The sequence below is a fragment of the Arthrobacter sp. P1_D4 genome (assembly GCF_056406115.1).
This window is the reverse complement of sequence record NZ_JBFUAU010000002.1, coordinates 342,158-365,109: the sequence shown is the minus strand read 5'-3', so window position 1 is coordinate 365,109 and position 22,952 is coordinate 342,158. Positions and strand designations below refer to the sequence as shown.

General features: G+C 66.9%; 27 protein-coding genes. 9 read left to right on the top strand and 18 right to left on the bottom strand.

Annotation, left to right across the window (positions count from 1 at the left end; translation table 11 throughout):
- Nucleotides 1–12: 12 nt before the first annotated feature.
- The 4 genes from AC1D0A_RS02615 to AC1D0A_RS02600 form a co-directional block, all read right to left on the bottom strand.
- Nucleotides 13–270, bottom strand: a complete 258-nt coding sequence (locus AC1D0A_RS02615; RefSeq protein ID WP_018772953.1) for a type B 50S ribosomal protein L31 — start codon at nt 268–270, stop codon at nt 13–15.
- Nucleotides 271–440: 170 nt separating this feature from the next.
- On the bottom strand, nt 441–1,250 hold the full coding sequence (locus tag AC1D0A_RS02610) for a TrmH family RNA methyltransferase (protein ID WP_476945121.1): 810 nt from the start codon (nt 1,248–1,250) through the stop codon (nt 441–443).
- A gap of 33 nt (nt 1,251–1,283) precedes the next feature.
- The gene (locus tag AC1D0A_RS02605; RefSeq protein WP_476945120.1) at nt 1,284–2,069 is read right to left on the bottom strand and encodes a sulfite exporter TauE/SafE family protein; all 786 of its coding nucleotides are present in this window, start codon (nt 2,067–2,069) and stop codon (nt 1,284–1,286) included.
- A gap of 18 nt (nt 2,070–2,087) precedes the next feature.
- A complete protein-coding gene (locus AC1D0A_RS02600; protein WP_026266341.1) occupies nt 2,088–2,873 on the bottom strand; it encodes an ABC transporter ATP-binding protein in 786 nt (261 codons plus the stop codon).
- A gap of 132 nt (nt 2,874–3,005) precedes the next feature.
- Here AC1D0A_RS02600 and serB point away from each other — a divergent pair, with 132 nt between their 5' ends.
- On the top strand, nt 3,006–4,013 hold the full coding sequence (gene serB, locus AC1D0A_RS02595; protein WP_476945119.1) for a phosphoserine phosphatase SerB: 1,008 nt from the start codon (nt 3,006–3,008) through the stop codon (nt 4,011–4,013).
- Between the two features lie 99 nt (nt 4,014–4,112).
- Here serB and AC1D0A_RS02590 read toward each other — a convergent pair whose 3' ends face one another.
- The 3 genes from AC1D0A_RS02590 to AC1D0A_RS02580 form a co-directional block, all read right to left on the bottom strand.
- Nucleotides 4,113–4,889, bottom strand: a complete 777-nt coding sequence (locus AC1D0A_RS02590; protein ID WP_028275539.1) for an SDR family oxidoreductase — start codon at nt 4,887–4,889, stop codon at nt 4,113–4,115.
- A 148-nt stretch (nt 4,890–5,037) separates the two neighbouring features.
- Complete coding sequence (locus tag AC1D0A_RS02585) at nt 5,038–5,457, bottom strand: Hsp20/alpha crystallin family protein (RefSeq protein ID WP_476945118.1); 420 nt, start codon at nt 5,455–5,457, stop codon at nt 5,038–5,040.
- 184 nt (nt 5,458–5,641) lie between these two features.
- Entirely contained in the window at nt 5,642–6,367 is a 726-nt protein-coding gene (locus AC1D0A_RS02580) for a beta-ketoacyl-ACP reductase (RefSeq protein ID WP_230008961.1), read from the bottom strand.
- A 150-nt stretch (nt 6,368–6,517) separates the two neighbouring features.
- Between AC1D0A_RS02580 and AC1D0A_RS02575 the strand changes: the two genes are divergently transcribed.
- From AC1D0A_RS02575 to AC1D0A_RS02560, 4 genes are read left to right on the top strand one after another with little or no spacing between them, the layout of a single operon-like run.
- The gene (locus AC1D0A_RS02575) at nt 6,518–6,982 is read left to right on the top strand and encodes a DUF3099 domain-containing protein (RefSeq protein ID WP_476945117.1); all 465 of its coding nucleotides are present in this window, start codon (nt 6,518–6,520) and stop codon (nt 6,980–6,982) included.
- On the top strand, nt 6,979–7,272 hold the full coding sequence (locus AC1D0A_RS02570) for a hypothetical protein (RefSeq protein ID WP_476943910.1): 294 nt from the start codon (nt 6,979–6,981) through the stop codon (nt 7,270–7,272). The genes AC1D0A_RS02575 and AC1D0A_RS02570 overlap by 4 nt, the downstream gene beginning before the upstream one ends.
- A complete protein-coding gene (locus tag AC1D0A_RS02565; RefSeq protein ID WP_476943911.1) occupies nt 7,273–8,151 on the top strand; it encodes an SURF1 family cytochrome oxidase biogenesis protein in 879 nt (292 codons plus the stop codon).
- A gap of 3 nt (nt 8,152–8,154) precedes the next feature.
- Nucleotides 8,155–8,634, top strand: a complete 480-nt coding sequence (locus AC1D0A_RS02560) for a YbaK/EbsC family protein (protein WP_230011473.1) — start codon at nt 8,155–8,157, stop codon at nt 8,632–8,634.
- Nucleotides 8,635–8,659: 25 nt separating this feature from the next.
- Here AC1D0A_RS02560 and AC1D0A_RS02555 read toward each other — a convergent pair whose 3' ends face one another.
- The gene (locus AC1D0A_RS02555) at nt 8,660–10,258 is read right to left on the bottom strand and encodes an ABC-F family ATP-binding cassette domain-containing protein (RefSeq protein WP_028275532.1); all 1,599 of its coding nucleotides are present in this window, start codon (nt 10,256–10,258) and stop codon (nt 8,660–8,662) included.
- Between the two features lie 315 nt (nt 10,259–10,573).
- Here AC1D0A_RS02555 and AC1D0A_RS02550 point away from each other — a divergent pair, with 315 nt between their 5' ends.
- Genes AC1D0A_RS02550 through AC1D0A_RS02540 form a run of 3 tightly spaced genes read left to right on the top strand, consistent with a single transcriptional unit; the run spans nt 10,574 to nt 12,593 of the window.
- Nucleotides 10,574–11,221 carry a biotin transporter BioY gene (locus AC1D0A_RS02550; protein WP_243177676.1) on the top strand — a complete coding sequence of 216 codons (648 nt, stop codon included), beginning with the start codon at nt 10,574–10,576 and terminating at the stop codon, nt 11,219–11,221.
- The gene (locus tag AC1D0A_RS02545; protein ID WP_243177677.1) at nt 11,218–11,964 is read left to right on the top strand and encodes an energy-coupling factor ABC transporter ATP-binding protein; all 747 of its coding nucleotides are present in this window, start codon (nt 11,218–11,220) and stop codon (nt 11,962–11,964) included. The genes AC1D0A_RS02550 and AC1D0A_RS02545 overlap by 4 nt, the downstream gene beginning before the upstream one ends.
- Nucleotides 11,961–12,593 (top strand): energy-coupling factor transporter transmembrane component T family protein, encoded by a 633-nt coding sequence (locus tag AC1D0A_RS02540; protein ID WP_028275529.1) that lies wholly within the window; start codon nt 11,961–11,963, stop codon nt 12,591–12,593. Before AC1D0A_RS02545 ends, AC1D0A_RS02540 begins: the two co-directional genes overlap by 4 nt.
- A gap of 224 nt (nt 12,594–12,817) precedes the next feature.
- On the opposite strand, the gene AC1D0A_RS02535 is transcribed toward AC1D0A_RS02540, so the two are convergent.
- The 10 genes from AC1D0A_RS02535 to AC1D0A_RS02490 all read right to left on the bottom strand — a co-directional run bounded on the left by AC1D0A_RS02535 (nt 12,818) and on the right by AC1D0A_RS02490 (nt 21,978).
- Entirely contained in the window at nt 12,818–14,104 is a 1,287-nt protein-coding gene (locus AC1D0A_RS02535) for an MFS transporter (RefSeq protein ID WP_476945116.1), read from the bottom strand.
- Nucleotides 14,101–14,556, bottom strand: coding sequence for a MarR family winged helix-turn-helix transcriptional regulator (locus AC1D0A_RS02530; RefSeq protein ID WP_028275528.1), 456 nt, complete (start codon nt 14,554–14,556; stop codon nt 14,101–14,103). The genes AC1D0A_RS02535 and AC1D0A_RS02530 overlap by 4 nt, the downstream gene beginning before the upstream one ends.
- Nucleotides 14,557–14,754: 198 nt before the next feature.
- Nucleotides 14,755–15,744, bottom strand: a complete 990-nt coding sequence (locus tag AC1D0A_RS02525; protein WP_243177681.1) for a cyclase family protein — start codon at nt 15,742–15,744, stop codon at nt 14,755–14,757.
- A complete protein-coding gene (locus tag AC1D0A_RS02520) occupies nt 15,741–15,998 on the bottom strand; it encodes a hypothetical protein (protein ID WP_243177683.1) in 258 nt (85 codons plus the stop codon). Before AC1D0A_RS02520 ends, AC1D0A_RS02525 begins: the two co-directional genes overlap by 4 nt.
- Nucleotides 15,999–16,010: 12 nt before the next feature.
- Nucleotides 16,011–17,348 (bottom strand): TRAP transporter large permease subunit, encoded by a 1,338-nt coding sequence (locus tag AC1D0A_RS02515; RefSeq protein ID WP_476945115.1) that lies wholly within the window; start codon nt 17,346–17,348, stop codon nt 16,011–16,013.
- Between the two features lie 81 nt (nt 17,349–17,429).
- Complete coding sequence (locus AC1D0A_RS02510; RefSeq protein WP_243177686.1) at nt 17,430–18,218, bottom strand: NAD(P)-dependent oxidoreductase; 789 nt, start codon at nt 18,216–18,218, stop codon at nt 17,430–17,432.
- Between the two features lie 20 nt (nt 18,219–18,238).
- The gene (locus AC1D0A_RS02505; RefSeq protein WP_243177688.1) at nt 18,239–18,868 is read right to left on the bottom strand and encodes an RraA family protein; all 630 of its coding nucleotides are present in this window, start codon (nt 18,866–18,868) and stop codon (nt 18,239–18,241) included.
- Nucleotides 18,869–18,904: 36 nt separating this feature from the next.
- Nucleotides 18,905–19,906, bottom strand: a complete 1,002-nt coding sequence (locus AC1D0A_RS02500; RefSeq protein WP_243177689.1) for a tripartite tricarboxylate transporter substrate binding protein — start codon at nt 19,904–19,906, stop codon at nt 18,905–18,907.
- 64 nt (nt 19,907–19,970) lie between these two features.
- Nucleotides 19,971–21,473 (bottom strand): tripartite tricarboxylate transporter permease, encoded by a 1,503-nt coding sequence (locus AC1D0A_RS02495; RefSeq protein ID WP_243177691.1) that lies wholly within the window; start codon nt 21,471–21,473, stop codon nt 19,971–19,973.
- A gap of 13 nt (nt 21,474–21,486) precedes the next feature.
- Entirely contained in the window at nt 21,487–21,978 is a 492-nt protein-coding gene (locus AC1D0A_RS02490; protein WP_243177693.1) for a tripartite tricarboxylate transporter TctB family protein, read from the bottom strand.
- A gap of 119 nt (nt 21,979–22,097) precedes the next feature.
- Between AC1D0A_RS02490 and AC1D0A_RS02485 the strand changes: the two genes are divergently transcribed.
- Nucleotides 22,098–22,901: an IclR family transcriptional regulator gene (locus tag AC1D0A_RS02485; protein ID WP_243177695.1), complete on the top strand. Its 804-nt coding sequence runs from the start codon at nt 22,098–22,100 to the stop codon at nt 22,899–22,901.
- Nucleotides 22,902–22,952 lie beyond the last annotated feature (51 nt).

Here is a 22,952-nt window from a genome sequence, read left to right as displayed (position 1 = left end):
TGGGGAAGAAAGTTACTTCTTGCCGCCGAAGCCCTTGAAGCGAGCGTTGAAGCGCTCGACGCGGCCTGCGGAGTCCATGATGCGCTGCTTGCCCGTGTAGAACGGGTGGGACTCAGAGGAGATTTCGACGTCGATGACCGGGTAGGTGTTGCCGTCTTCCCACTCGATGGTCTTCGAAGAAGACACGGTGGACTTGGTCAGGAACTTGACGCCGGAAGCCAGGTCGTTGAAAACAACAGCTTCGTACTTCGGGTGAGTATTAGACTTCATAATTGGACCTTTGTTCGCACAACTGGATTTTGCCAGTTGCCAGGTATGAGTGGGATGGCCGGCGGAAAGCACCGGACGGCCAGCTATCAATGATAGCCGATCCCCGGACCGCTGACGAACAGCATTGGCGCACGTCAGCGCGGCGCGGCCGCCGCACGATGCAGGGCGCCTCAGTCCTTCGGGCGGAGCTCCCAGAACGCCACCGCCGACGCCGCGGCGACGTTGAGCGAATCGACGCCCGGGCGCATCGGGATTCTCACGGCGAGGTCGACGGCGGCCAGGGTTCCTTCGCTCATGCCCGCGCCTTCCGTCCCAAGCACCAGGGCCAGCCGCTCCGGGCGGCGCGCCGCGAGCACGTCGAGGTCCACCGCGTCCTCCGTGAGCTCCATGGCCGCCACGGTGAAGCCTTGCTCCTGCAGCGCGGCCAAGCCTTCCGACCAGTCCTCCAGCCGGGCCCACGGCACCTGGAACACGGTGCCCATGCTGACCCGCACGCTGCGGCGGTAGAGCGGATCCCCGCAGCGCGGCGAGACCAGGACGGCGTCCACGCCCAGGGCCGCGGCCGAGCGGAAAATGGCCCCGACGTTCGTGTGGTCCACGATGTCCTCCAGCACCGCAACCCGGCGGGCTCCGGCGAGCAGGTCCGCCAGCGGCACCGGGGCGGGCCGGTGCATGGCGGCCATGGCGCCGCGGTGCAGGTGGAAGCCGGTGATTTGCTCCAGCAGAGCCGCGGGGCCGATGTAGGCCGGCACCTCCGGGTACTGCTCGAAGACATCGGCGAGGTCCCCGGCCCACTTCTCGGCCAGGAAGAAGGACCGCGGCCGGTGCCCTGCGGCCAGGGCCCGGCGCAGGACGCGGGAGGACTCGGCGATGTACAGCCCCTCCGCGGGTTCCCGGATTTTGCGCAGGTGCACGTCCGTGAGCTGCGTGTAGTCCGCAACCCGCGGGTCGTCGGCGGATTCAAGAAAGTGAAAGGTCACGGGCAGGTCATTCCTGGGAGGCTGTTGGAAGGGCTATTTGAACAGGTTGGCGATCATGAACCCCAGCGCCACCAGGCCCAGGGTGAAGATGACCCCGCGCAGGACCGCCGGGGAGAGCCGGCGCCCCACCCTGGAGCCAATCACGCCGCCGATCAGGGAGCTCACGGCGATCAGCCCGACCACACCCCAGTCGATCCGGTCGAAGGCGAACAGGAGGTAGGAGGCGGCGGCCACCACGTTCACGCCCAGGACCAGGAAGTTCTTCATCGCGTTGGCGTTCTGGATGGTCCCGGTCATGAACACGCCCAGGATGCCGACTAACAGGATGCCCTGGGCCGCCACGAAGTAGCCGCCGTAGACGCCGGCGAGATACACCAGCACCACGAGCAGCACACTGTGGCGGCGGTCCCGGATCGCGTGCTCGGGGTTCTCCTCGCGGTTCCTCACCCACCGCTGCAACCGCGGCTGGAAGACCACCATCAGCAGGGCCAGCACGATCAGGACGGGGGCGGCGTAGTAGAAGACTTTCTCGGGCAGGTGCAACAGCAGATAGGCGCCGGTGACGGCACCCAGCAGCGAGGCCGGCAGAAGCCGGAGCAGCTGCTTGCCGCGGCCCTCGAGTTCTTTCCGGTAGCCCCAGGCGCCGGTGGCGTTGCCGGCCACGAGCCCCATGGCGTTGCTGATGGAGGCCGTGACGGGGGCGTAGCCCAAGGCGATCAGCACCGGGAACGTGACCAGGGTGCCGGATCCGACGACGCTGTTGATGGTGCCCGCCCACAGGCCGGCGAAGAATATGAGGGCACTATTGAAGAGCTCCACGCGCGGTCAGTGGCCCCGTCAGCGGCTGGCGGTCGCGGTGTACCGGCCCGCGTTGACGCTGACGTCCAACGGCAGGCCGAACGTTTCACTCAGGTTTTCCGCCGTGAGGACCTCCGGCAACGGGCCGGAAGCCACGACGCCGCCGTCGCGCATGAGCATCGCATGCGTGAAGCCCGGCGGCACTTCTTCGAGGTGGTGGGTGACCAGGACGATCGCCGGGGCGGCGTCGTCGCGGGCGAGTTCGCTCAGGCGCTGGACCAGGTCCTCGCGGCCGCCGAGGTCGAGCCCCGCGGCCGGCTCGTCCAGGAGCAGGAGCTCGGGATCGGTCATGAGGGCGCGGGCAATCTGGACGCGCTTGCGCTCCCCCTCGGAAAGCGAGGCGAAGGGGCGGTTGAGCAGTGGGCCCATCCCCCACTCGTTCAGCAGCCCGAAGGCGCGCCGCTCGTCGTCCTTCTCGTAGCCCTCGCGCCAGCGGCCGGTCACGCCGTACGCGGCGGTGACCACCACGTTGAGGACCTTCTCGTGCTCGGGGATCTGGCTGGCCAGCGCAGCGGAGGACAGCCCGATCCGGGGGCGGAGCTCGAAGACGTCGACGGCGCCGAGGACTTCCTCGAGGATGCCGGCCATTCCGGAGGTCGGGTGGATGCGGGCCGCGGCCAGCTGGAGGAGTGTGGTCTTACCGGCACCGTTGGGGCCCAGGATCACCCAGCGTTCGCCCTCTTTGACCTGCCAGTCGACCTTGTCCAGGAGCGTCTTCGCCCCACGTACAACACTGACCCCGGCCATTTCAAGAACATCACTCATAGGAGTAGACACTAGGACAAAAAAGCGGGCGACTGATAACCGGCGCCGCGCCCTGCCGTGGAGCGTCACGCGGCGCCTGCCCGGGCGCAACGAATTCGGGCCGCCCGCGGCCCGCTCGCTAGGATTGAGGCCATGAGTTCGAACGTGACCGCAGTGAGCTACGGCCTGAAACTGTCCCTTCCCGACATCCAGCGGCTGCGTTCGCTCCTGACGGCCGCCGGGCTGGGCGTCGGGGCGGAAACCCGGACCGGCGACGCCCGCTTCGAGGTGTACGCCGTCGACTGCGCCCTGGACAGCGTGCAGGGCGCCTCGCTGGACGCCTCCCGGGGCGCCTCCCAGGCCGGCGGAGCGGACAGCCGCCAAGACGCCGGACGGGACGGACGGACTGCCGGCGCCGCCACCGCCGCCGCGGTTGCGGAAGCCCGTCTGGACAGTGCGCGCCGTGCGCTGGCGGCCGCCGGCATCGAGGGCGTCGACACGGCGCTGGTTCCGGCAGCACTGCGCAGCGCGCCCCGGAAGTTCCTCATCATGGACGTGGACTCCACCCTCATCCAGCAGGAAGTGATCGAGCTCCTGGCCGCCTACGCCGGCAAACGCGAGGAAGTAACGGCGGTGACCGAGGCGGCCATGCGCGGCGAGCTGGACTTCGCCCAGAGCCTGCACGCCCGGGTGGCGGTCCTCGCGGGGCTGCCCGCGGACGTCGTCGAGTCTGTCCGCGCCGAGGTCAGGCTGACCGAGGGCGCCGCCGAGCTGGTGGCGGCTTTCCAGGCCGCCGGCCATGCCGTGGCGGTCGTGTCCGGCGGCTTCAACCAGATCCTCCGGCCGATCGCCCAAGACCTGGGGCTGCACTACTGGATCGCGAACGAACTCGAAATCGTCGACGGCGCCTTGACCGGCAAGGTGCTCGGCGACGTGATCGACCGGGCGGCCAAGGAGAAGTACCTGCGCGAATGGGCTGCGGCCGAGGGCATCCCGATGGAACACACGATCGCCGTGGGCGACGGCGCGAACGACCTCGACATGCTGGGCGCCGCCGGGATCGGCATAGCCTTCAACGCGAAGCCGGCCGTCCGCGCTGCCGCGGACGCCGCCGTCAACCTTCCCTATCTCGACGCCGTGCGGTACATCGCCGGAGTCTGATGCATTAACCGGGAAGGCACGTCCCGGCAATGTTTAGTCAAAACATTCCCGGGACGTGCCTTCTAGACGCGCCATCCCGGCGCGCGTGGCGGGCTGCGCCTAGCTGGAGCTCTTATCCGCTGCCTGGTCTGCGGTCTTACCGAAATAATCCGCACCGCCGACGTATTCCGTGTGGCCGGTTTCGACGTCGGCCGAGGCCATCTTGGCGACCTCCGCGGCAAACTCCTTGACCGAGTACAGCTTGCCGGCTTCTGCGCGGCGTGCCTCGATGGCGCCGGGGTTGGAGCGGTCAAGCAGGGTGGCCGTGACGGTGCCCTCGATCATGTCGCCGGAGACGACCACGAGCGTGATCCCCTTCTCGGCCAGGTTCGGGACCAGTGCCCGGAGTGCGTCCTCGCCGGCACGCTTGCTGCGGGCCACGGGCTCGTACTCGGGCATGGTGGGCACCGTGTCGATGAAGTGGGCCTGGTGGCTGGTCACGAAGACCACGCGCGAGCCGTGGGGCATGAGCGCGACGGCGGCGTTGAGCATGTTCACCTGGGCGTCGCGGTTCAGCTTCAGCGCGTAGCCCTCTTCCATGCCGGTCTCCATGCCGCCGGAGGCGTTGAGGACCAGGAGGTCGAGCGAGCCGAAGTTCTCCATCGCGGCGCTGGCGAGAGCCTGGACGCCTTCCTGGGTGGTGAGGTCCGCCCCGATGGCCGCGGCACGGCCGCCGTCGGCTTCGATCTCGGCGACAACTTTGTTGGCGCGCGGCGCCTTCTGGCGGTAGTTGACGACGACGGCCGCACCCTCGGCGGCGAGGATTTTGGCCACTTCGGCGCCGATTCCGCGCGACGAACCGGTCACGATCGCAGTCTTGTTCTCCAGCAGTCCCATACGAGCTCCTTTGTTCCAAACGTCCAAATACTGTGGGTCTGCAATCCATCATGCCAGCGGACCGCGCCATTACAGTTGTTCAGCATCCACAAAGAAGCCCCGGCGGCGTAGTTCCGTCGTCACGTGGCTTGGACGTGCCGGGACTGGGTCAGCCGCGGTCGATCCGGATCTTCGTCGTCGCTTCACCGGTCACAACCTTGGGCGCCGGTGCGCGGACTTCCAGGACGCCGTCCTTGTACGTGGCGGTGATGTCTTCTTCCCTCACCCCCGCGGGCAGCGCAATGCTCCGGGCGGCACGGCCGTAGCGGAACTCCGAGCGGTAACCGTCCTTGCTCTGGTGCTCGGACGACTCCCGCCGCTCCACCGCAATATTCAGCACACCCTCGCCGACCGAGACGTCGACGTCCCGGTCCGGGTCGATCCCCGGCGCTTCCGCCCGCACCACCAGGGTGGTGCCCTCCTGGAACTGTTCGATCTTGATCCCTGGCGCTATGGACAGATCACCGTCAAGGAAGCGGCGGACCGGTTCCAGCATGTCCGAGGGCGTCCATTTGCTGAGATCACTCATGATTTCCTCCTGAGTCCACGCCCCTGCCGCGGCATGGTCAGGGGCTGTGAGCCCATTACACTCTCCAGGAGCCCCGGAGCCAAGGGCAAAAAGGCCCGGCGCGGAACCCGGCACGGTTCCCGGCGGAATCCGCCGTCGTCCGCTGTGCTCCGCAGGTGTCCTGCGTCGTCCTGCCGCGTAGGGGCTAGTGGCCCATTCCGAGGCCGCCGTCGACCGGAATGACCGCACCGGAAATGTAGGACGCCTCGTCGCTGGCGATCCAGCGCACGACGTTGGCGACTTCGGAGGCCTCGGCGAAGCGGCCGGCGGGGACCTTGGTCAGGTAGTCCTTCTGCGTGGCCTCGGGCAGCTCGGCCGTCATGTCGGTGTTGATGAAGCCGGGCGCGACCACATTCGCGGTGATCCCGCGTGCGCCGAGTTCGCGGGTGAGCGACCGGGCGATGCCCACCAGGCCTGCCTTGGAGGCAGAGTAGTTGATCTGGCCCGGCGCGCCATAGAGGCCGGAGACGGAGGAAATCAGCACCACGCGGCCCTTGCGCGCCCGGATCATGCCCTTGGATGCCCGCTTGATCACCCGGAAGGCGCCCGTGAGGTTCGTGTCGATCACCGAGGTGAAGTCGTCTTCGCTCATCCGCATCAGGAGCGTGTCCTTGGTGATGCCGGCATTGGCCACAAGGACTTCCACCGGGCCGTGGGCGGCTTCGACTTCCGCGAACGCGGCGTCCACCGACGCTTCGTCCGTGACGTCCGCCTTGACGCCGAGGATGCCTTCGGGCAGGGACGATTCGCTGCGGAAGGTAACGGCCACCTTGTCGCCGTTGGCCAGGAAGGACTCGGCGATGGCCAGGCCGATCCCGCGGTTTCCGCCGGTGATCAGAACGCTGCGGCCAGTGGTGGATGTGTCAGTCATATGGGGCTCCGGGTTTCTGCGGCAGGGAGGGCCGCGCTGGGGGCTGGAATTTTCCTGCCTCCGATCTTAGCGCCCGGTGCGCTTCCGTTTGGGCGGCTCCGCCGATGGTGAGAGAATCGAAGTAAGCCTTGGGAGCGTGATCTGACAGCCGTGACACTCAAAAACCGACCCGGTGCGCATGTGCCCGGGAGGCCGGACTCCGAGTCCGGCGGTACCGAGGTGCACAGCATCACCGACGCCGCTGCTGCGCACTCGGACGAGATGCACCAGCGGATGGTGAAGTATGCCATCGCCATGGGCATCCGCATGGTCTGCCTGATCCTGATTTTTGTCGTGGATGGCTGGTTCAAACTCCTTCCGATTGCCGGCGCCGTCTTCCTGCCCTGGGTGGCGGTGGTGATCGCCAACGGCAGCGACAAGGCGGAAATCCACAGTGACTCGCTCCTGGACTATGCTCCGCTCGCAGAGCTGGACGCACCGGACACCGCAGGCCCCGCCGGGCAGGATCCAAACGGGCAGGATCCGAGCGACGGCGCAGACGGTTCAGGGACGCTGCTGCAGGGGGAGCTGATCGAAGATGAGAACGACGACGACCACGGACGGGCAGCTTCATGAATCTCTTTGACCTGGCCGGGACCGGTGGGGACACGGCCGCGGCCCCGGGCACCGTCTGCTCGCGGAAAGCCTGCCGCGCGGCGGCGGAATGGCAGCTGCTGTGGAACAATCCCAAGATCCACACCCCGGAGCGGCGCAAGATCTGGCTGGCGTGCGGGGAGCACCGCGCCTGGCTTGAGGACTACCTCCAGACGCGCGGACTATGGAAAGAGACTGTGGTCCTCGGCGCAGGGTCCGTCCCCCTCCCGGCAGTGACCGCCCCTCTCGACCCGTCAGGCAGGATCGGCTGAATGTACCGCTTTCTCTTCTCCAGTAAATGGCTGGGGTACTTGTTGCTGGCCGTGATCTTTGCTGCCGGCTGCGTCGGGCTGGGCCGGTGGCAGATGGACCGCCGCGCCGAGACCCTGGCCGAAATCAACCGGGTGGTCTCCAACTACTCGGCCACCCCCGTGCCGTTCGCCGATGTCCGGGACCAGTTCAGCCGGCTGAATCCGGAGCGGGAGTGGACCCAGGTGGAACTGAAGGGCAGCTACGACGCCGCCGGACAGCGCATCGTCCGCAACCGCCCGCTCAACGGCCAGCCCGGCTACGAGGTGGTGGTTCCCTTCAAGCTCCAGTCCGGCGAAACCGTGGTGATCGACCGTGGCTGGCTGCCCATCGGCAACAACACCCCGGGACGGCCCGACTCAGTGCCTGCCCCGCCGCAGGGGCCGGTGACGGTGGTTGCCCGCCTCAAGCCGGCCGAGCCCGAGCTGCAGCGCGGCGCCCCTGACGGACAGCTGGCCTCGATCGACCTCTCCGCCTATTCCGCGCAGCTGGGCTATCCGCTGCTGACGGGCGCCTACGGACAGCTGGCCTCCGAGTCGCCGTCGGTGCAGGACATGCCGTTCCCGTTCCCCAAGCCGACCACTGATGAAGGCACCCACCTGTCCTACTCTCTGCAGTGGTTCGCGTTCGGCGTGCTGATGTTCGTCGGGTTCGGCTACGCGGCCAGGCAGCAGGCCCGCAACGCCGCGATCGACGCGGAGGACGCCGAAGCCGAGGCCGCCGAGGGCGTGTTCCTGCACTCCAGCGGCCCGGTGGCCCGCCGTCGTCCTGCCCCGCGGAAGCGCAAGAACGCGACGGCGGAAGAAGAGGAAGACGCCATCCTCGACGCCCAGGGGTTCTGAGCGATGAGCCCTGACGCTTTTCCCGGCCCGGTGGCCAACGTCAAGCGTGCCCTCACCGCCCTGGGCGCCCAGGACACCGTGACGGTGTTCGATGCGAAGGTGCCGACGGCGGCAGCGGCCGCCGCCGCGCTGGGCTGCGATGTCGCGGCGATCACCAACAGCCTGGTGTTCGAGCTCGAGGGCACCCCGCTGCTCATCCTGGCAAGCGGCGCGGCCAAGGTGGACGTCCGCAAGGTCGCGGACCGGCTGGGCACGGGCAAGATCCGCCGCGCTTCCCCCGAGTTCGTCCTGGCCCACACCGGCCAGGAGGTCGGCGGCGTCGCCCCGGTAGGCCACCCGGAGAAGATCCGGACCCTGCTGGATGAGTCGTTGTCGGCCCACCGCGTGCTCTGGGCGGGGGCAGGGGACCACAACTCGATGTTCTCCATCAGCTACGCGGACCTGCACCGGATCACGGGCGCGGAAGAGATGCCGGTCCGCTGACCCGGCTGTGGGTCGGTTGGGTGGCTTACGCCAGCGTGATGAGGTCCAGGTAGTCTTCGTTCCAGTGGTCCTCGATGCCGTCGGGAAGCAGGACGACACGCTCCGGGTTGAGCGCCTCGACGGCGCCCTCATCGTGGCTCACGAGGACGACGGCGCCGGTGTAGTTGCTCAGGGCCCCGAGGATTTCGGCGCGGCTGGCGGGGTCCAGGTTGTTGGTGGGCTCGTCGAGGAGCAGCACGTTCGCGCTCGAGGCCACGATGGTGGCCAGCGCCAGCCGGGTCTTCTCGCCGCCGGAGAGCACACCGGCGGGCTTGTCGACGTCGTCGCCGGAGAACAGGAACGAGCCCAGGATGTTGCGGACTTCCGCGTCGTTCATGTCCGGGGCGGAGGAGCGCATGTTCTGCAGGACGCTGCGGTCCACGTCGAGCGTCTCGTGCTCCTGCGCGTAGTAGCCCACCTTCAGGCCGTGGCCCGCAACGACTTCGCCGGTGTCCGGCTTGTCGACGCCGGCCAGCATCCGCAACAGCGTGGTCTTGCCCGCGCCGTTGAGGCCCAGGATGACCACCTTGGACCCGCGGTCAATGGCAAGGTCGACATCGGTGAAGATCTCCAGCGAGCCGTAGGACTTGCTGAGGCCGTCCGCGGTGAGCGGGGTCTTGCCGCAGGGCGACGGGTCCGGGAAGCGCAGGGCTGCCACCTTGTCGTGCGCGCGCACTGCCTCGAGGCCGCCGAGCAGGCGCTCGGCACGCTTGGCCATATTCTGGGCGGCGACGGCCTTGGTGGCCTTGGCGCGCATCTTGTTGGCCTGGTCGATGAGGACCTGGGCCTTCTTCTCCGCGTTGGCCCGCTCACGCTTGCGGGCGCGCTCGTCCGTTTCGCGCTGGTTGAGGTAGCGCTTCCAGTCCATGTTGTAGAAGTCGATCTGGGCGCGGTTGGGATCGAGGAGGAAGACCTTGTTGACGGTCGCTTCGAGCAGTTCGGTGTCGTGGCTGATGACAATCAGCCCGCCCTGGTGGTTCTTGAGGAACTCACGGAGCCAGGAGATGGAATCGGCGTCGAGGTGGTTGGTGGGCTCATCGAGGAGCATGGTTTCGGCGTCCGAGTACAGGATGCGCGCAAGCTCCACGCGGCGCCGCTGTCCACCGGACAGGGTCTTGAGCGGCTGGTTCAGCAGCCGGTCCGGCAGGGCGAGGTTCGAGCAGATTGCTGCCGCCTCGGCTTCGGCGGCATAGCCGCCGGCGGCCAGGAATTCGGATTCCAGCCGGTCATAGCGGTTCATCGCCTTGCGCTGGACCGCGGGGTCCTCGCTGGCCATCTCTTCGTGCGCCAGGCGGAGCTTGCCGACGGCAATGTCCAGGCCGCGGACGGACAGGATCCGGTCCCGCGCGAGCTGCTCCATGTCCGGGGTGCGCGGATCCTGCGGCAGGTAGCCGATTTCGCCGGTGCGGGTTACCTTGCCGGCGGCGGGCAGGCCCTCGCCCGCGAGCACCCGGGTCAGCGTTGTCTTGCCTGCACCGTTACGGCCGACCAGACCGATCTTGTCTCCCTTGTCGATCCGGAAGCTCACCTGGTCCATGAGGAGGCGGGCGCCGGCGCGCAGTTCGAGATCCTGGACGGTAATCAATGCAGCTAAGGCCTTTCACAACAGGGAATGCCGCGGCACGACGGGTGGAGTCTGGGCGGGGCCGGGGCAGGGCGATGCGAGAGCACGGCCTCCACAAGTCTACCGGCACTGCCCCGGCTCCATGACATGGGTACCTGTGGCAGTGGCCGGCCGCCGTCGCCATGCTGGTCCCGCCTGCTGGCGGTGTTCGTTGGCGGCGTCCTCCAGCTTCCGGGCCGCCGGTTAGTGGGGCGCCTACAAAATACAGCCCCCGCCGCGACCGTACAGTCGATATCACAATCCATATTTCCGCCGCAGCACCCCGACAGGAACATCATGACGCAAACCCACCGTCCCGCCGCAGCCAGGACCCCGCGCCGCCGGGACCGCTGGAATGCCACCGACCTTGGCCTCATCGCCGTCTTCGCCGCCCTTGTGGCCGCTTCTGCCCTGATCGCCGCCATCCCCGTCGGCGGGCTCGGCGTGCCCATCACGCTGCAGACCCTTGCCGTCATGCTCACGGGGCTGGCGCTGGGCCCGGGCCGGGCCTTCGCCGCCGTCGGCCTCTACCTGCTTCTGGGCTTCGCGGGCCTGCCGATCTTCAGCGGCGGCCGCAGCGGCCTGGGCGTGCTCGCCGGCCCCTCCGCCGGCTACATCATCGGATTCCTGCTGGCCGCCACGGCGGTCGGCTGGCTGACCGTCGTCGTGCTCAAGTGGACCGCCAACCGCACCGGCAAGCTGCGCGCCATCCTCCTGTTCGCCGCCGCCATGGTGAGCAGCATCATCTTCATCCACGGCCTGGGCATCCTGGGCATGATGGTCAACGCCAAGCTGGACTTCTCCAAAGCCTTCCTGGCCGATCTCGCGTTCTACCCGGGCGACATCATCAAGAACGTCCTGGCCGTCAGCATCGCGTTGGCCCTGCACAAGGCCTTCCCGGACCTGCTGCTGCGCCGCATCCGGACGGTGGACACCCGCCCGTGAGCATCATCGTCCTGGACCGTGTTTCGGTGCGGGTTCCGGTTGATGGCCGCCCCGCTCCCAAGACGCTGCTCCAGGAGCTTTCGCTCGACCTCACGGAACGGCGGATTGGGGTTATCGGGGCCAACGGCTCGGGCAAGTCCACCCTCCTGCGGCTCCTGAACGGGCTCGTGGCACCCAGCGACGGCACCGTGCGGGTCGACGGTGCCGATACGGTCCGGGCCGTCCGGGAGGTCCGCCGCCGGGTGGGCTTTGTCTTCACCGATCCGCTCTCCCAGCTCGTCATGCCCACCGGACGCGAGGATGTGGAACTGTCCCTGCGCCGCTCCATCCGTAACGCCCCTGAGCGCCGGGCCCATGCGGAGTCGGTGCTGGAACGGTTCGGCCTCCTCCCGCTGGCGGACCAGAGCATCTACGAGCTCTCCGGCGGCGAACGCCAGCTCCTGGCGCTGGCCGCGGTCCTGGCCGTTAATCCGGAGGTGCTGGTCCTGGACGAGCCGTCCACGCTGCTGGACCTGCGCAACCGCGAACTCCTGCGGCGCACGCTCGCCGGGCTTCGCCAGCAGGTGATCCTGTCCACCCACGACCTCGAGCTGGCCCTGGACATGGACCGCGTCCTGGTGGTGGATGCCGGGAAGGTGGTGTTCGACGGCGAGCCGGCGGCCGCCGTCGCCCGTTACCGTGCCCTGAGCGCGGCGGCCCTGGAGCACGCCGTGCCGGAGCAGCCGTGGCGGGAGCAGGCGTGAGCGGCCACGGCTTCCTGCTGGCGGCGTATGTGCCGGGCTCGTCCCTGGTCCACCGCGCGCCGCTGTGGCTTAAGTTCCTGCTGGTCGTGGGGTGCGGGATGACGTCGTTCCTGATCGCAGACTGGGCCGTGTCCGCCGCTATGCTGGTGCTGCTCTGCGGACTGTTCCTGCTCAGCGGGGCCGGCCCGGCCCGGCTGTTCCGCGCGGTGCGTCCGGTCCTTCCGGTGCTCGTGGCGATCGGGCTTTTCCAGTGGTGGCAGCTGGGCGCACCGACCGCCGCCCGGATCGTGCTCAACGTCCTGGTCTGCGTCGTCGCTGCGTCCATCCTGACCGCCACCACTCCTGTGCAGGCACTCCTGGACGGCGTGGCGTCGCTTGCGCGGCCGTTCCGGCGCTTCGGTGCGGACCCGGAACGCTTCGCCCTGACCATCGCCATCATGCTCCGCAGCATCCCGTTCGTTGCCGGGGCCTACACGGACGTGCGCGACTCGGCCCGGGCGCGCGGACTCGAACGCAACCCGCGGGCCCTGGTGTTGCCCGTCTTCATCAGCACGGTGGCCTTTGCCCGGCAGACCGGCGAAGCCCTCGCCGCCCGTGGGCTGGGCGAGCCGGAGGACCCGGAGGATTAGCCCAGGTTGGACGGGCCGGGGCCCCTGTTCAGCTGGTTGGTGGACATGCCCTCCCCTAGCCGCGGCCAGTGGACATATGGCCCCAATGCCCACACGCGGGGCCCAAGAATGGACATGTCCCGCTTAGGTGGCCCGCGGAGTGGCCGCCCGCAGGTTCGGAAAATGGACATGCCCTCCCCTGGCAGTCCGCAGGCCGGCAATTGGCCGCTTCAGACGCCCCCGACTTAGCGGGCGGCCTCGCGGTTCCTTGTCCTCCCGTAGCCTGTGCGCTTCCTGACGGACACAGTCCGCAGTTGCGCCCGCAGCGTCAAAGTGCTGCTCCGGCTGACCACGATCACCGAGCACAAGCCGGTGAGCAGCACGATGGAGCCGCCGGCGGCCACCGACCAGCGCGCGCCGAATTCAGTGCCGATCCATCCCATCAGGGGCGCCCCGACGGCGGTCCCGCCCTGCAGGACCGCCAGGTACAGCGCCAGCACACGCCCCCGGAACTGCGGTTCCACCGAGAGCTGGATACTCGTATTGCAGCTGTTCAGGAAGGTCATTGATGCAAGGCCAACCGGAACCAGGACGGCTGCGTAGAGCCAAAACGAAGGGGTCACGCTGCCCACGAGCGTGAAAAACCCCAGGCCAAGGGCGCCGCCGAGCAGGAAGCGCAGCCGGGGCCGGGACCTGCGGGCTGCCAGCAACGCGCCAGCCAAAGTCCCCACAGCCATGATGGAGCCCAAGAGCCCGAACTCCCCCGGCCCCATCCCGAATTCTGCGGTGGACATCAGTGCGTTGGTGATGGCGAAATTCATGCCGAATGCTCCCAGGATCCCGACCATGACAAGTATGAGCACCAGATCCGGGCGCCGCCATACGTACCCCAAGCCCTCCGCGACCGGATGCTTGCCATTGCCTGCCGGCACCGCCGCGAACAACCCGGACGGACGTATGCGCCATAGGGAGACGATGACCGCGGCGAAGCTGGCTGCGTTGAGCAGGAAAACGGGTCCCGTGCCCACCCAGGCAATGAGCACACCGGCAATGGCGGGTCCAGTGAGCCGGGCGGTGTTGAACGAGGCGGAGTTGAGCGCCACGGCATTTGAAATGTTGTTCTGCCCCACAAGTTCGGAGACGAAGGCCTGGCGCGCAGGTCCGTCTATTGCGCTGGCCACCCCAAGGCAGAGGGCCGCCACATATACCTGCCACAACTGCGCCGAACCGGTCAGGACCAGGAGCCCGACCAGCAGTCCGCACAGGCCCATGGCCGTCTGCGTCCACTTGAGGACCACGAGTTTGCGGTACCTGTCCGCAAGCACGCCCGCGTACGGGCCAAGGAGCAGCATCGGAAGGAACTGCAGTCCCGTTGTGATGCCGACGGCGGTACCGGAATGGTCGGTCAATACTGTCAGTACCAGCCAGTCCTGCGCCACCCTCTGCATCCATGTGCCGATGTTGGATACCAGGGCCCCGCCCGCCCACATCCGGTAGTTGCGGTTCCCCAGGGCCCGGAACATGACACTCATCTGGCGCTCAACTCCTGCATGATGCGGGCGGCGCGGCTCAGCGTCAGACGGTCCTCATCACTCAGAGTCGCGACGCGCTGCGCCAGCCACGCTGTCCGCTGGCTGCGGGCCTCATTCAGGACGGCCTCACCGGCCGGAGTAATCCAGACGAGCACCTGACGGCCGTCCTCGGGATGGGCTGACCGCGACACGAAGCCCTGATCGGTCAGCGCGTTGACTATCCGGGTCATCGACGGCGCCTGAACATGCTCCCGCTCGGCCAGCTCGCGAAGGGTTTGGGAGCCGCTGCGAAGATGTGCCAGGACTGTGTACTGTCCCGGCGTAAGAACGTCACCGCTTGCCTCGATGCGGAGCCGGCGCGACGTGCGCATAACGGCGGTCCGAAGCTCGATCGCCAAAATGTCAGGCCGGATGCTGTCTCCTGCGTGACGGGAATCGCGGGTGGTGGTCATAACGCCTCCAAGACCTGCACGGCAGCAATAGTTAGCTGCGCTAATTAGCATTGCTAACTACTATTCTACCGGTCCATCCACGAAATTGCATGGCCGCCGGCGAGCAGGCCCAAGGCCGCCCTGACGGCCCATTTCCCTCGTGGTTCAGTGTGCGGCGGGCAGGCCCGGTGCCGCGCCGGTCCGCACCGTCGCGCTGGGTCACGTCACTGCCGTGGCGTTCGCAGGTGACCCGGTGCCGCCGGTGATGTTCAGCGGTTTGATGCTGACGAAGGCGTCCCAGGTTCCGGCCTTCTTCATGTGTCGGCTGAGGGGTCCCAGTTTCCAGAGTTCGCCGAGCGGCATGCCGAGTTTGGCCAGGAGCTGTTGGTGCATCATGCCGTGGTCGTTGGGCGCCGATAACAGAAAGGGGCTTTCGGGAATGACGGGCAGGCATTCGAGGGCGAAGTTGTCGGCGGCAATCAGCGCGAGGCGGTGGTCCCAGGCCCAGGCGACGAATTCCTGTGATTGGGCGATGCCGGTGGCGCGGCGGCTCTCCCGGGTCTGTTGCTTGTCTGCCATGGCCAGGGCCAGGAACCATTCACACCATCCGGTGTGGAGCATGAGGATGTCGCCGGGCTGGATGGTGAGGGATTGGGCCTGGATGGCTGCCTGGATCAGGTCAAGCCCGAGGGGCTCACCTGCTGCGTGGTCAATGGGAGTGCCTTCGCCGGTGCAGTAGCCGTCGAGGTCGACGAGCACTCCCCTGCCGACGATGGGTTTGTCAGCCCATTCCTGGATGCCGAGGTCCGGGGTGCCTTCCGTAATCCGGTCATCGGGGGTGCCGTTGTAGAAGCCGATGTCGTCTGCCCGGCGGTGCCGGAGCCCGTCGACCTGCGTGGATCCCTGGAGGTAATACCCGTCCAGGTAGTCGTCCCGGTGGGCCGGGTGGGAGGAGTAGATTGTGTGACGAGGGGCGCTGCGCTTGAGTGACATTCCGGGATCGAAGGCATCGGCCGGGTAGTCCAGGCCGAAGACCACGCCGGTCCTGATGCAGTTCCTGGCCTCCAGGGTCGTGTCCTGCGTGATGAAGGACGGCGTTCCGCGGTCAGGTTGGGGAAACAGCCCCCACGACGTCCCGGATAGCGCGCCCTGCCGTTCGAGAAGTTCGGCGAAGGACGGGTAGGTTCCGGATTCCCTGGTGTCGGTCATCGCGTCGCTGCCTTCTGGGGAGTCTGTTCTTTGTTCTCGTATCGCTTGTAGTTGAGGAAGAACCCGGCGATCGCACAGATCGATGCCGCAAGGCACATCGGGGGCTTGACGGATTCGTTGAAGAATACGAGCCATTCGCTCTGGCCGGCGGCAAGGGCGATGGCCTGGCCCGTCACGAACAGGACTCCGCCGGCGAGGAGGGCGGCGAGGCTCAGGGCGAAGATGACTTCGATGGCTCGTCTGATCTTGTGCATGTCGCGGTTCCTTTAGATCGGCAGGATGCCGAGGATGATGAGCACGCCGATGCCCAGCAGGGGCAGGGCGTAGTGGGTGAGCAGTCGGGCGAAGGTTTTGATCGGGTCCACGTCCGCGATACCGCAGGCGACATACAGCGGCGCGCCTCCGGGGGGAACGGCGGCTTCGCAGGATGAGAAGACGAGCACGGCGACGGCGGCGGTGGTCGCCGGAACACCGGCGCTAACGAGTGTGGCGACACCGACGGTTCCGACGGCGGCCATGGTGGCCGTGGCGGAGAGGGGCGCGGCGACGGCGATGACGATCAACCCGATGAGGATGGCGAGGAGCCACAGGGGCAGGTTCATCCGGTTGAGCAGTGCCGTCATTTGCTGGGGCAGGCCGGTGGCGGCGAGGGCGTTGGCGCCGGCGAAGGCAAAGACGACAGTGATGCCGACGATCCCGAACCTCGGGGCGGACTCCTGCAGCAGGCTCCACCAGCCCCGGCCGCTGCGTGGGAGGTTTTTTCGGCCGAGGACGGCGCCGGTGATGATCAGGACCACCGGGATCCAGACGATGACGCTCAGGGACTTGGTGATGTCTCCGCCGGTCCAGTCCGACAGTGCGGTGGCGATGAAGGCGGAGGTGATGATCAGTGGGATGGCCACCACGACGAACAAAAGCAGGGTGGCCCAGCCGCGGCCGAACGCCGCCCGGACCGGCAACCGGTGCGCGGCATCCAAGGGTGTCATCCCGCTCTTGCGGATCAGCAGCCAGGTGACGATCAGCCGGTGCAGGAAGCACCACAGCCCGCCGATGAACAACGGAAGCACGAGTTCATTGACGTTCAGCAGGGGCCCGACTGTGGCGGAGCCGACCAGGACGAACATCGAGGCGCTGAACGGGAAAGTGATGCCCATTCCGGCGTTTCCCGCCACGAGGGTCGCGGCCGCGGGCTTGTCGAGCCGGGACTTTTCCATCCACGGGATGGTCACGGAACCCACGGTCGCGGCGATCGCCGCCTGGTTGTGGACCACACCGCCGAGGCCTGCCGACGCCACGGTGGACACCCAGGCGGGGCCTCCCTTGCTACCGCCGATCAGTGAGTTCAACAGGTCGATGAGCCGGTCCAGCACTCCGGTCTTGTCCAGCAGGTACCCCACGAAGACGAACGCCATGGTGGCGTAGACGATTTCATCAGTCACCGCCGTGTAAAGGGAGGACCAGCCGATCTGCGCCGCTGTGACCCCCGTGAAAGGCAGGACGACCAGGAATCCGAGGATCATGGCCTCTCCAACGCTGCGCTTGAGAAGGGTCGTCCACAGCAGGATGACGGCCAGATAGGCTGCCAGGGCCCAGATGCCGATCATGCTGCTGCTCCTGACGGGGTAGTGCTGGTTTGCGGATGGTTCATCATTGATTCCTGTAAACGATTCTGCCTGAGGTCGGGGTCAGCGCAAGGCCGGCGCCGCCTGTGCTGATTTCTCGGCGATGCGCGTAAGTGCCGCAGCGGAGGCTGTGGTCATTTCGGCGGGGACTCCGAGGTCGGTGAGGTAGCCGGCAGTGTCCTGCATCTCCTTGGAACGGCGCAGGGCGTGCTTGGCGGTGCCGGTGAGGAACCTGTCGATGACGGCCTGGCCGTCCCCCGCCAGTTGCCTGGCGATCTGACTCCTGATCCAATCTTCCAGTCCCGCGGCCCGTCCCGCCGTGACGGCTTCGACCACCACGGAGGCCAGGCCTTTCATCAAGACGCTGCGGAGCAGTTTGTGGGCCATCGCGGCCCCGGGCTCGCCGTCGGCGATTTCGACCTCGGCACCGAGCGGCGCCAGAAGATCGGCAACGGCCCGGGACCCCGGGCCACTGACCATCAGCGGGGTCTTCTCGCCCAGCGCGGCTACGGGCCCGAGGATGGCGACGTCAACGAAGAGTGCCGGACTGGGCAACTGCCCAAGTTCCCGCATGACGTGCGGTGAGGACGAGGTGAAGTCGGCATAGCAGCTGCCCTCCGGCAAGACGGGCAGGCATTCCTGGGCCACATTGCGGGCTGCGGCTGCTCCGGTGAGGACCAGGACAACGTCTGCGCCAAGGCACGCCTCGGCCGCGGTTGCTGCCCTGGTGACGCCGGCCGGGGTGGATGGTGCGACGGGATCAAATCCTGTGACGCTGTGGCCTGCCGCAATGAGTGCAGTCGCGTAGGTGGCTCCGGCTTCGCCGAGGCCGATGATGGTGCACGCGGTCATAGTTTTCTGTCTTTCTTGCTTTAGTGTCGGTCGGCGATGATGGCGGCCCGGCGGGTGGTTTCGTCGTCGAAGACTGCTTCGGCGGCTTCGGCGACAGCAATTGCCTGTTCCCTGGGGATGACGACGACGCCGTCGGAGTCGCCGATGATGATGTCCCCGGGCAGGACGGGGATCCCGCCGAAGGAGATGGGCGTGCCGAGACGGGAGGGCCCGTTCTTGTACGGTCCGGCCGGGGTGATGGCGCGGGCAAAGACGGGCATGCCGATCTCGCGGAGGGCTTCGGCGTCGCGGGCTGCCCCGTCCAGGGCGAAGCCGGCGAGGCCAAGATTGATGGCCCGTTCGCCGATGAGCTCGCCCAACAGTGCCCGGGATTCGTCTCCGCCGCCGGAGACGACGATCACGTCCCCGGCGCGGGCGAGCTGCAGTGCGCGGTGGATGCCCTGGTTGTCCCCGGGGCGTGTCCAGACGGTGAAGGCTGGTCCGGCGAGGCGGGCGCCGGGCCAGATTGCCTGAATGGCTGAGTCCGCGATTCCGAGGCGGTCCATGGCGTCGCCGATGTTGGCGGCGGGAAGTTTGGCAAGGCGGCCTATCAGGTCCCGGTCGGGGCGGACGAAGTTTGCGTCGATGTCCTCAAGGACTGGAGTTGTCATGGTGGATTCTTCCGTGGGTGGCGGCTGGTGGTTGGACTAGTCTTTTTTCTGGACCAGCGGGAGGACCTTCTTGAAGTCCTCTTCCTGTCCGGCCCAGAACTTCTCGTAGTCGGTGCCGGAGAGGTAGCTGGTCTGCAGGCCCAGGGCGCTCATCTTTTCCTTGACGGCAGGATCCTCGATGGCCTTTTGGAGGGCGGCTTCGAGCTTCTTGGCGACGGCGTCCGGCAGCCCGGCCGGTGCGGAGTAACCGCGGACGGTGCCGGCTTCCACCTCGTAGCCGGATTCCTGGAAGGTGGGAACGTCCGGCAGCGAGGGTGAGCGTTCGGCGGTCATGATGCCCAGGACCCGGGCCTTGCCCTGCTTGGTCAGGTCGGTCACGTCACTGACGTTGGCAACGAGGACGTCCACGTGCCGGCCAAGGAACGCGGTGGTGGCCTGGGAGGCGCCTTCGGAGAAGTGCACGGGGGCGAATTCGGAGCCGGTGGTTTCCTGGATCTGGGCCAGGGCGAAGTGTTCGCCGGTCTGCAGTCCGGTGGTGCTGGCGGTCATGGATTTCGGGTTTGCCTTGGCGGCGTCGAGGAGTTCCTTCAGCGTCTTGTACGGGCTGTCCGGCTGGACGGCAATGACGGCGGGGTCGATGACCTGCCGGCCGAGGGGCTGGAAGCTGGCGCGGGTGTATTTGGCGCCGCGGGCCGGGTCCAACGGTGAAACGACCACTGACGGCGAGCCGGTCGCGCCGATGGTGTACCCGTCGGGCTTGGCGCTGGTCAGTGCCGTGTAGCCGATCTGTCCGCCGGCGCCGGGCTTGTTGATGACCTCGACGTTGGTGCCGAGTTCCTTCTCCAGGATCGGCTGAACGAGGCGGGCTGCGGTGTCCACGGCTCCGCCGGAGGAGAAGGCGACAATCAGGTCGATGGACTTGCCCTTCTTGGGGAAGTCCTCCCCTGAGGTGTTGGAGGCGCTGGCGTTGGCGCCGCAGCCGGTGAGGGCGATGAGTGCTGCTGCTGCGAAGGCTGCGGTGATTTTATTGCGTGACAAGGGTCTTCTCCTTTGAAGAAATGCGTTGGTGGCTGTTGGGTGTTTGGACGGTGGATTAGGAGGGTCAGGCTTCGGGGTCCTCGGTGAGTGCCTTGGGTTTGCGGAACTTGAGCAGCGGGCTGCAGATGATCAGCACGCCAAGGCCGATCAGCACCGCGGAGATGGGGCGGTTGACGAACACGCTGAAGTCACCTTGGGAGATTTCCAGGGATTCGCGGAGTGATCGCTCCATCAGCGGGCCCAGCACCAGTGTGAGGACCATCGGTGCCAACGGGATGTCCAGGTTCCGCAGGGCCAGGCCGAGGAGACCGAACCCGATCATGACGAAGACGTCGAACACGCTGAAGTTGATGGTGTAGGCGCCGATGACCATGAACAGCAGGATCAGGGCGGTCAGGATCGGCGTGGGGACGCGCAGAATGGAGGTCCAGAGGCCGACCAGGGGGACGTTGAGCAGCAGCAGCAGCACGTTTCCGATGAAGAGGCTGGCGATGATGGCCCAGGCGATGTCGGAGTGTTCGGTGAAGAGGCTGGGTCCGGGAGTCAGGCCCTGCTGCAGGAACGCGCCCATCAGCACGGCGATGGTCGGGGATGCCGGGATGCCGAGGGTAAAGAGCGGGATCAGGGCGGCATTGGCGTGGGCGTTGTTGGCTGTTTCCGGACCGGCCACGCCTTCTACTGCACCCTTGCCGAGTTGATTGCGGAAGCGCGAAAACTTCTTTTCCGCGGCATAGGACAGCAGGGACGACACCGATCCGGTCATGCCGGGAATGAGGCCGAGTCCGAAACCGACTCCCGTGCCCCGGGCCATGGCGGGGGCGCTGCGGCGCCATTCCGTCCGGGTGGGGAGCAGTGAGCGGAGTCCGGGGGCATGAACCAACGGAGTCTCCGCGTTCTTGCGGTGGGACAGGATTTCGGAGAGCCCGAAGACGCCGACAATGACGGCCACGAAACTAACGCCGTCCAGGAGCCGGTCCATCCCGAAGGTGAAGCGCGGGGCACCCGCAACGGGGTCGATGCCGACCATGGAGATCAGCAGGCCCAGGGCTCCGGAGATCAGGGCCTTGACCATGGATTTGCCAGCCAGGGCGACCAGCAGGGAGATGCCGACGACCATGAGGGCGAAGAACTCCGGCGGACCGACGAGCAGGCCCAGTTCGCCAAGGGGCTTAGCAGCAGCGACCAGTCCGATGGTGGCGATGGTTCCGCCGACGAAGGAACCCACTGCGGCCAGGGTCAGCGCCGCACCGGCCCTGCCGACCTTGGTCATCGCGTAACCGTCGATGGTGGTGATCGCCGACGACGCCTCACCCGGAGTGTTCAAAAGAACGCTGGTGATGGTTCCGCCGTACTGGGTGCCGTAGAAAATGGCACACAGCATGATGATCGAACCGGTGGGGTCCAGGTTCAAAGTGAGCGGGATGAGCAGGGCTACACCGGCCACCGGGCCAACTCCGGGAAGGACCCCAATGATGGTGCCCAGCAGGCAGCCCAGGAAGGCGAAGATCAGATTTTGCCAGGTCATGGCGGCTGCGAAGCCGCCGAGCAGTTCGTTGAGTGTGTCCACGTCTAGAGTCCGATCAGTTCAGCGGAGCGAATGCCGAGACGGGGAGTGCGACGTTCAACCCGTAGTTGAAGGCATAGAACGCACCGACGCTTCCGGCAAGGGCGATGATCAGGGAGGACACCCACGTCCGGCGGCCCCGCAGTTTCAGGTGATAGAGCAGGAACAGGAACATGCTCAACTGAAAGCCCAGCAAATCCATGACGGACGCCAGGAGCACAAGGCTGACCACGACCGCGATCACCAGACCCCTGTCGATCCCCTCGGCCCTCTCGCTCGGCCGGCGCAGCTCCTGGACCAGCCAGAGCGCCGACATCGCGACCAGCACCCCTCCCATGGCGAACGGGAACAGGCCGGGACCTGGCCCCAACGACGTCCACAGGCCGAGGCCGACCGAACTGGCCAGAACATAGACGCCGACGGCGGCGAACGTGCCGATGCCCGCAAGCACCGACGGAGCGACGCGGATGGCGCGCTCGGGTTTAGTCAGTAGTGACTCCGTTGTCATCGTTTCCTTCTTACGTTGCGATATTCTATTTCATAGAATGAAAGAACATTTCGTCTGAAGAAATAGTGACAGGAGACACAAACGCTGTCAAGCGCAGTGCAGTTACATAGAATGAAACAATGACAGTGACTTCGACACATTCGGCCGGCTCCGCTGAAGAGGGCGGCCCCAAGGCCGGGAACATGCGCTCCCTGTCCAGGTCGATGGAGGTTTTCGCCGAACTCCAGCGTGCGGAGCGGCCCCAGCGCCTCAGTGACCTGGCCAGGACCTGCGGCATGAGCCTGCCGACGACGTTGCGGATCCTGCGGGTCCTTCAGGATTTCGGCATGGTCAGCCAGACGGACAAGTCCTACCGGATCGGCCCCGCGGTCCTGCCCGCGGCCCGGAGCTACTTGGAGAACGACCCCCTCGTGGTTGCCGCGCGGCCGATCCTCCAACAGGTGGCCTCCCAGACGGGACTCACGGCCTCGCTGTACACCAGGCTGGGCTTTGAAAGGATCCTCGTCGCACGTGTCGACGGCGACTCGCCCCTCCGCTATGACCTGCCGTTGGGTAAGCGTCTCCCCCTCACCGTCGGAGCGGCCGGGAAGATCCTGCTGGCCACCGTTTCCGATACGGAACTCGGGCAAGTGGTAGCCGCGGCCGTCGCATCCGGCCATGAGGAGAGTACATTTACTGCCGACGAGCTCCGCGCACGCCTGCCTGAGCCCGGCGTCGATTACGCGTATTCGGCTGATGAGCGTGCTACCGGCGTGCTGTCGGTCGCTGTCGCTGTGCCGAACGGAACCCGACGCCCCAGTGAGTCCATGGCACTAACCAGCCCCGTTGAGTCAGCCACCGAAGCCGGCCTCGAGGCCGGCGTTCCTGAACTCCGGCGCGCCGCCGGCCGACTCTCAGAACTCTTGGAAGGGTCGGTCTACTAGGCGGGGCCTCACCGCCGCCACGTGCCTGCTCCTCGTGCCCAACAATGGGCA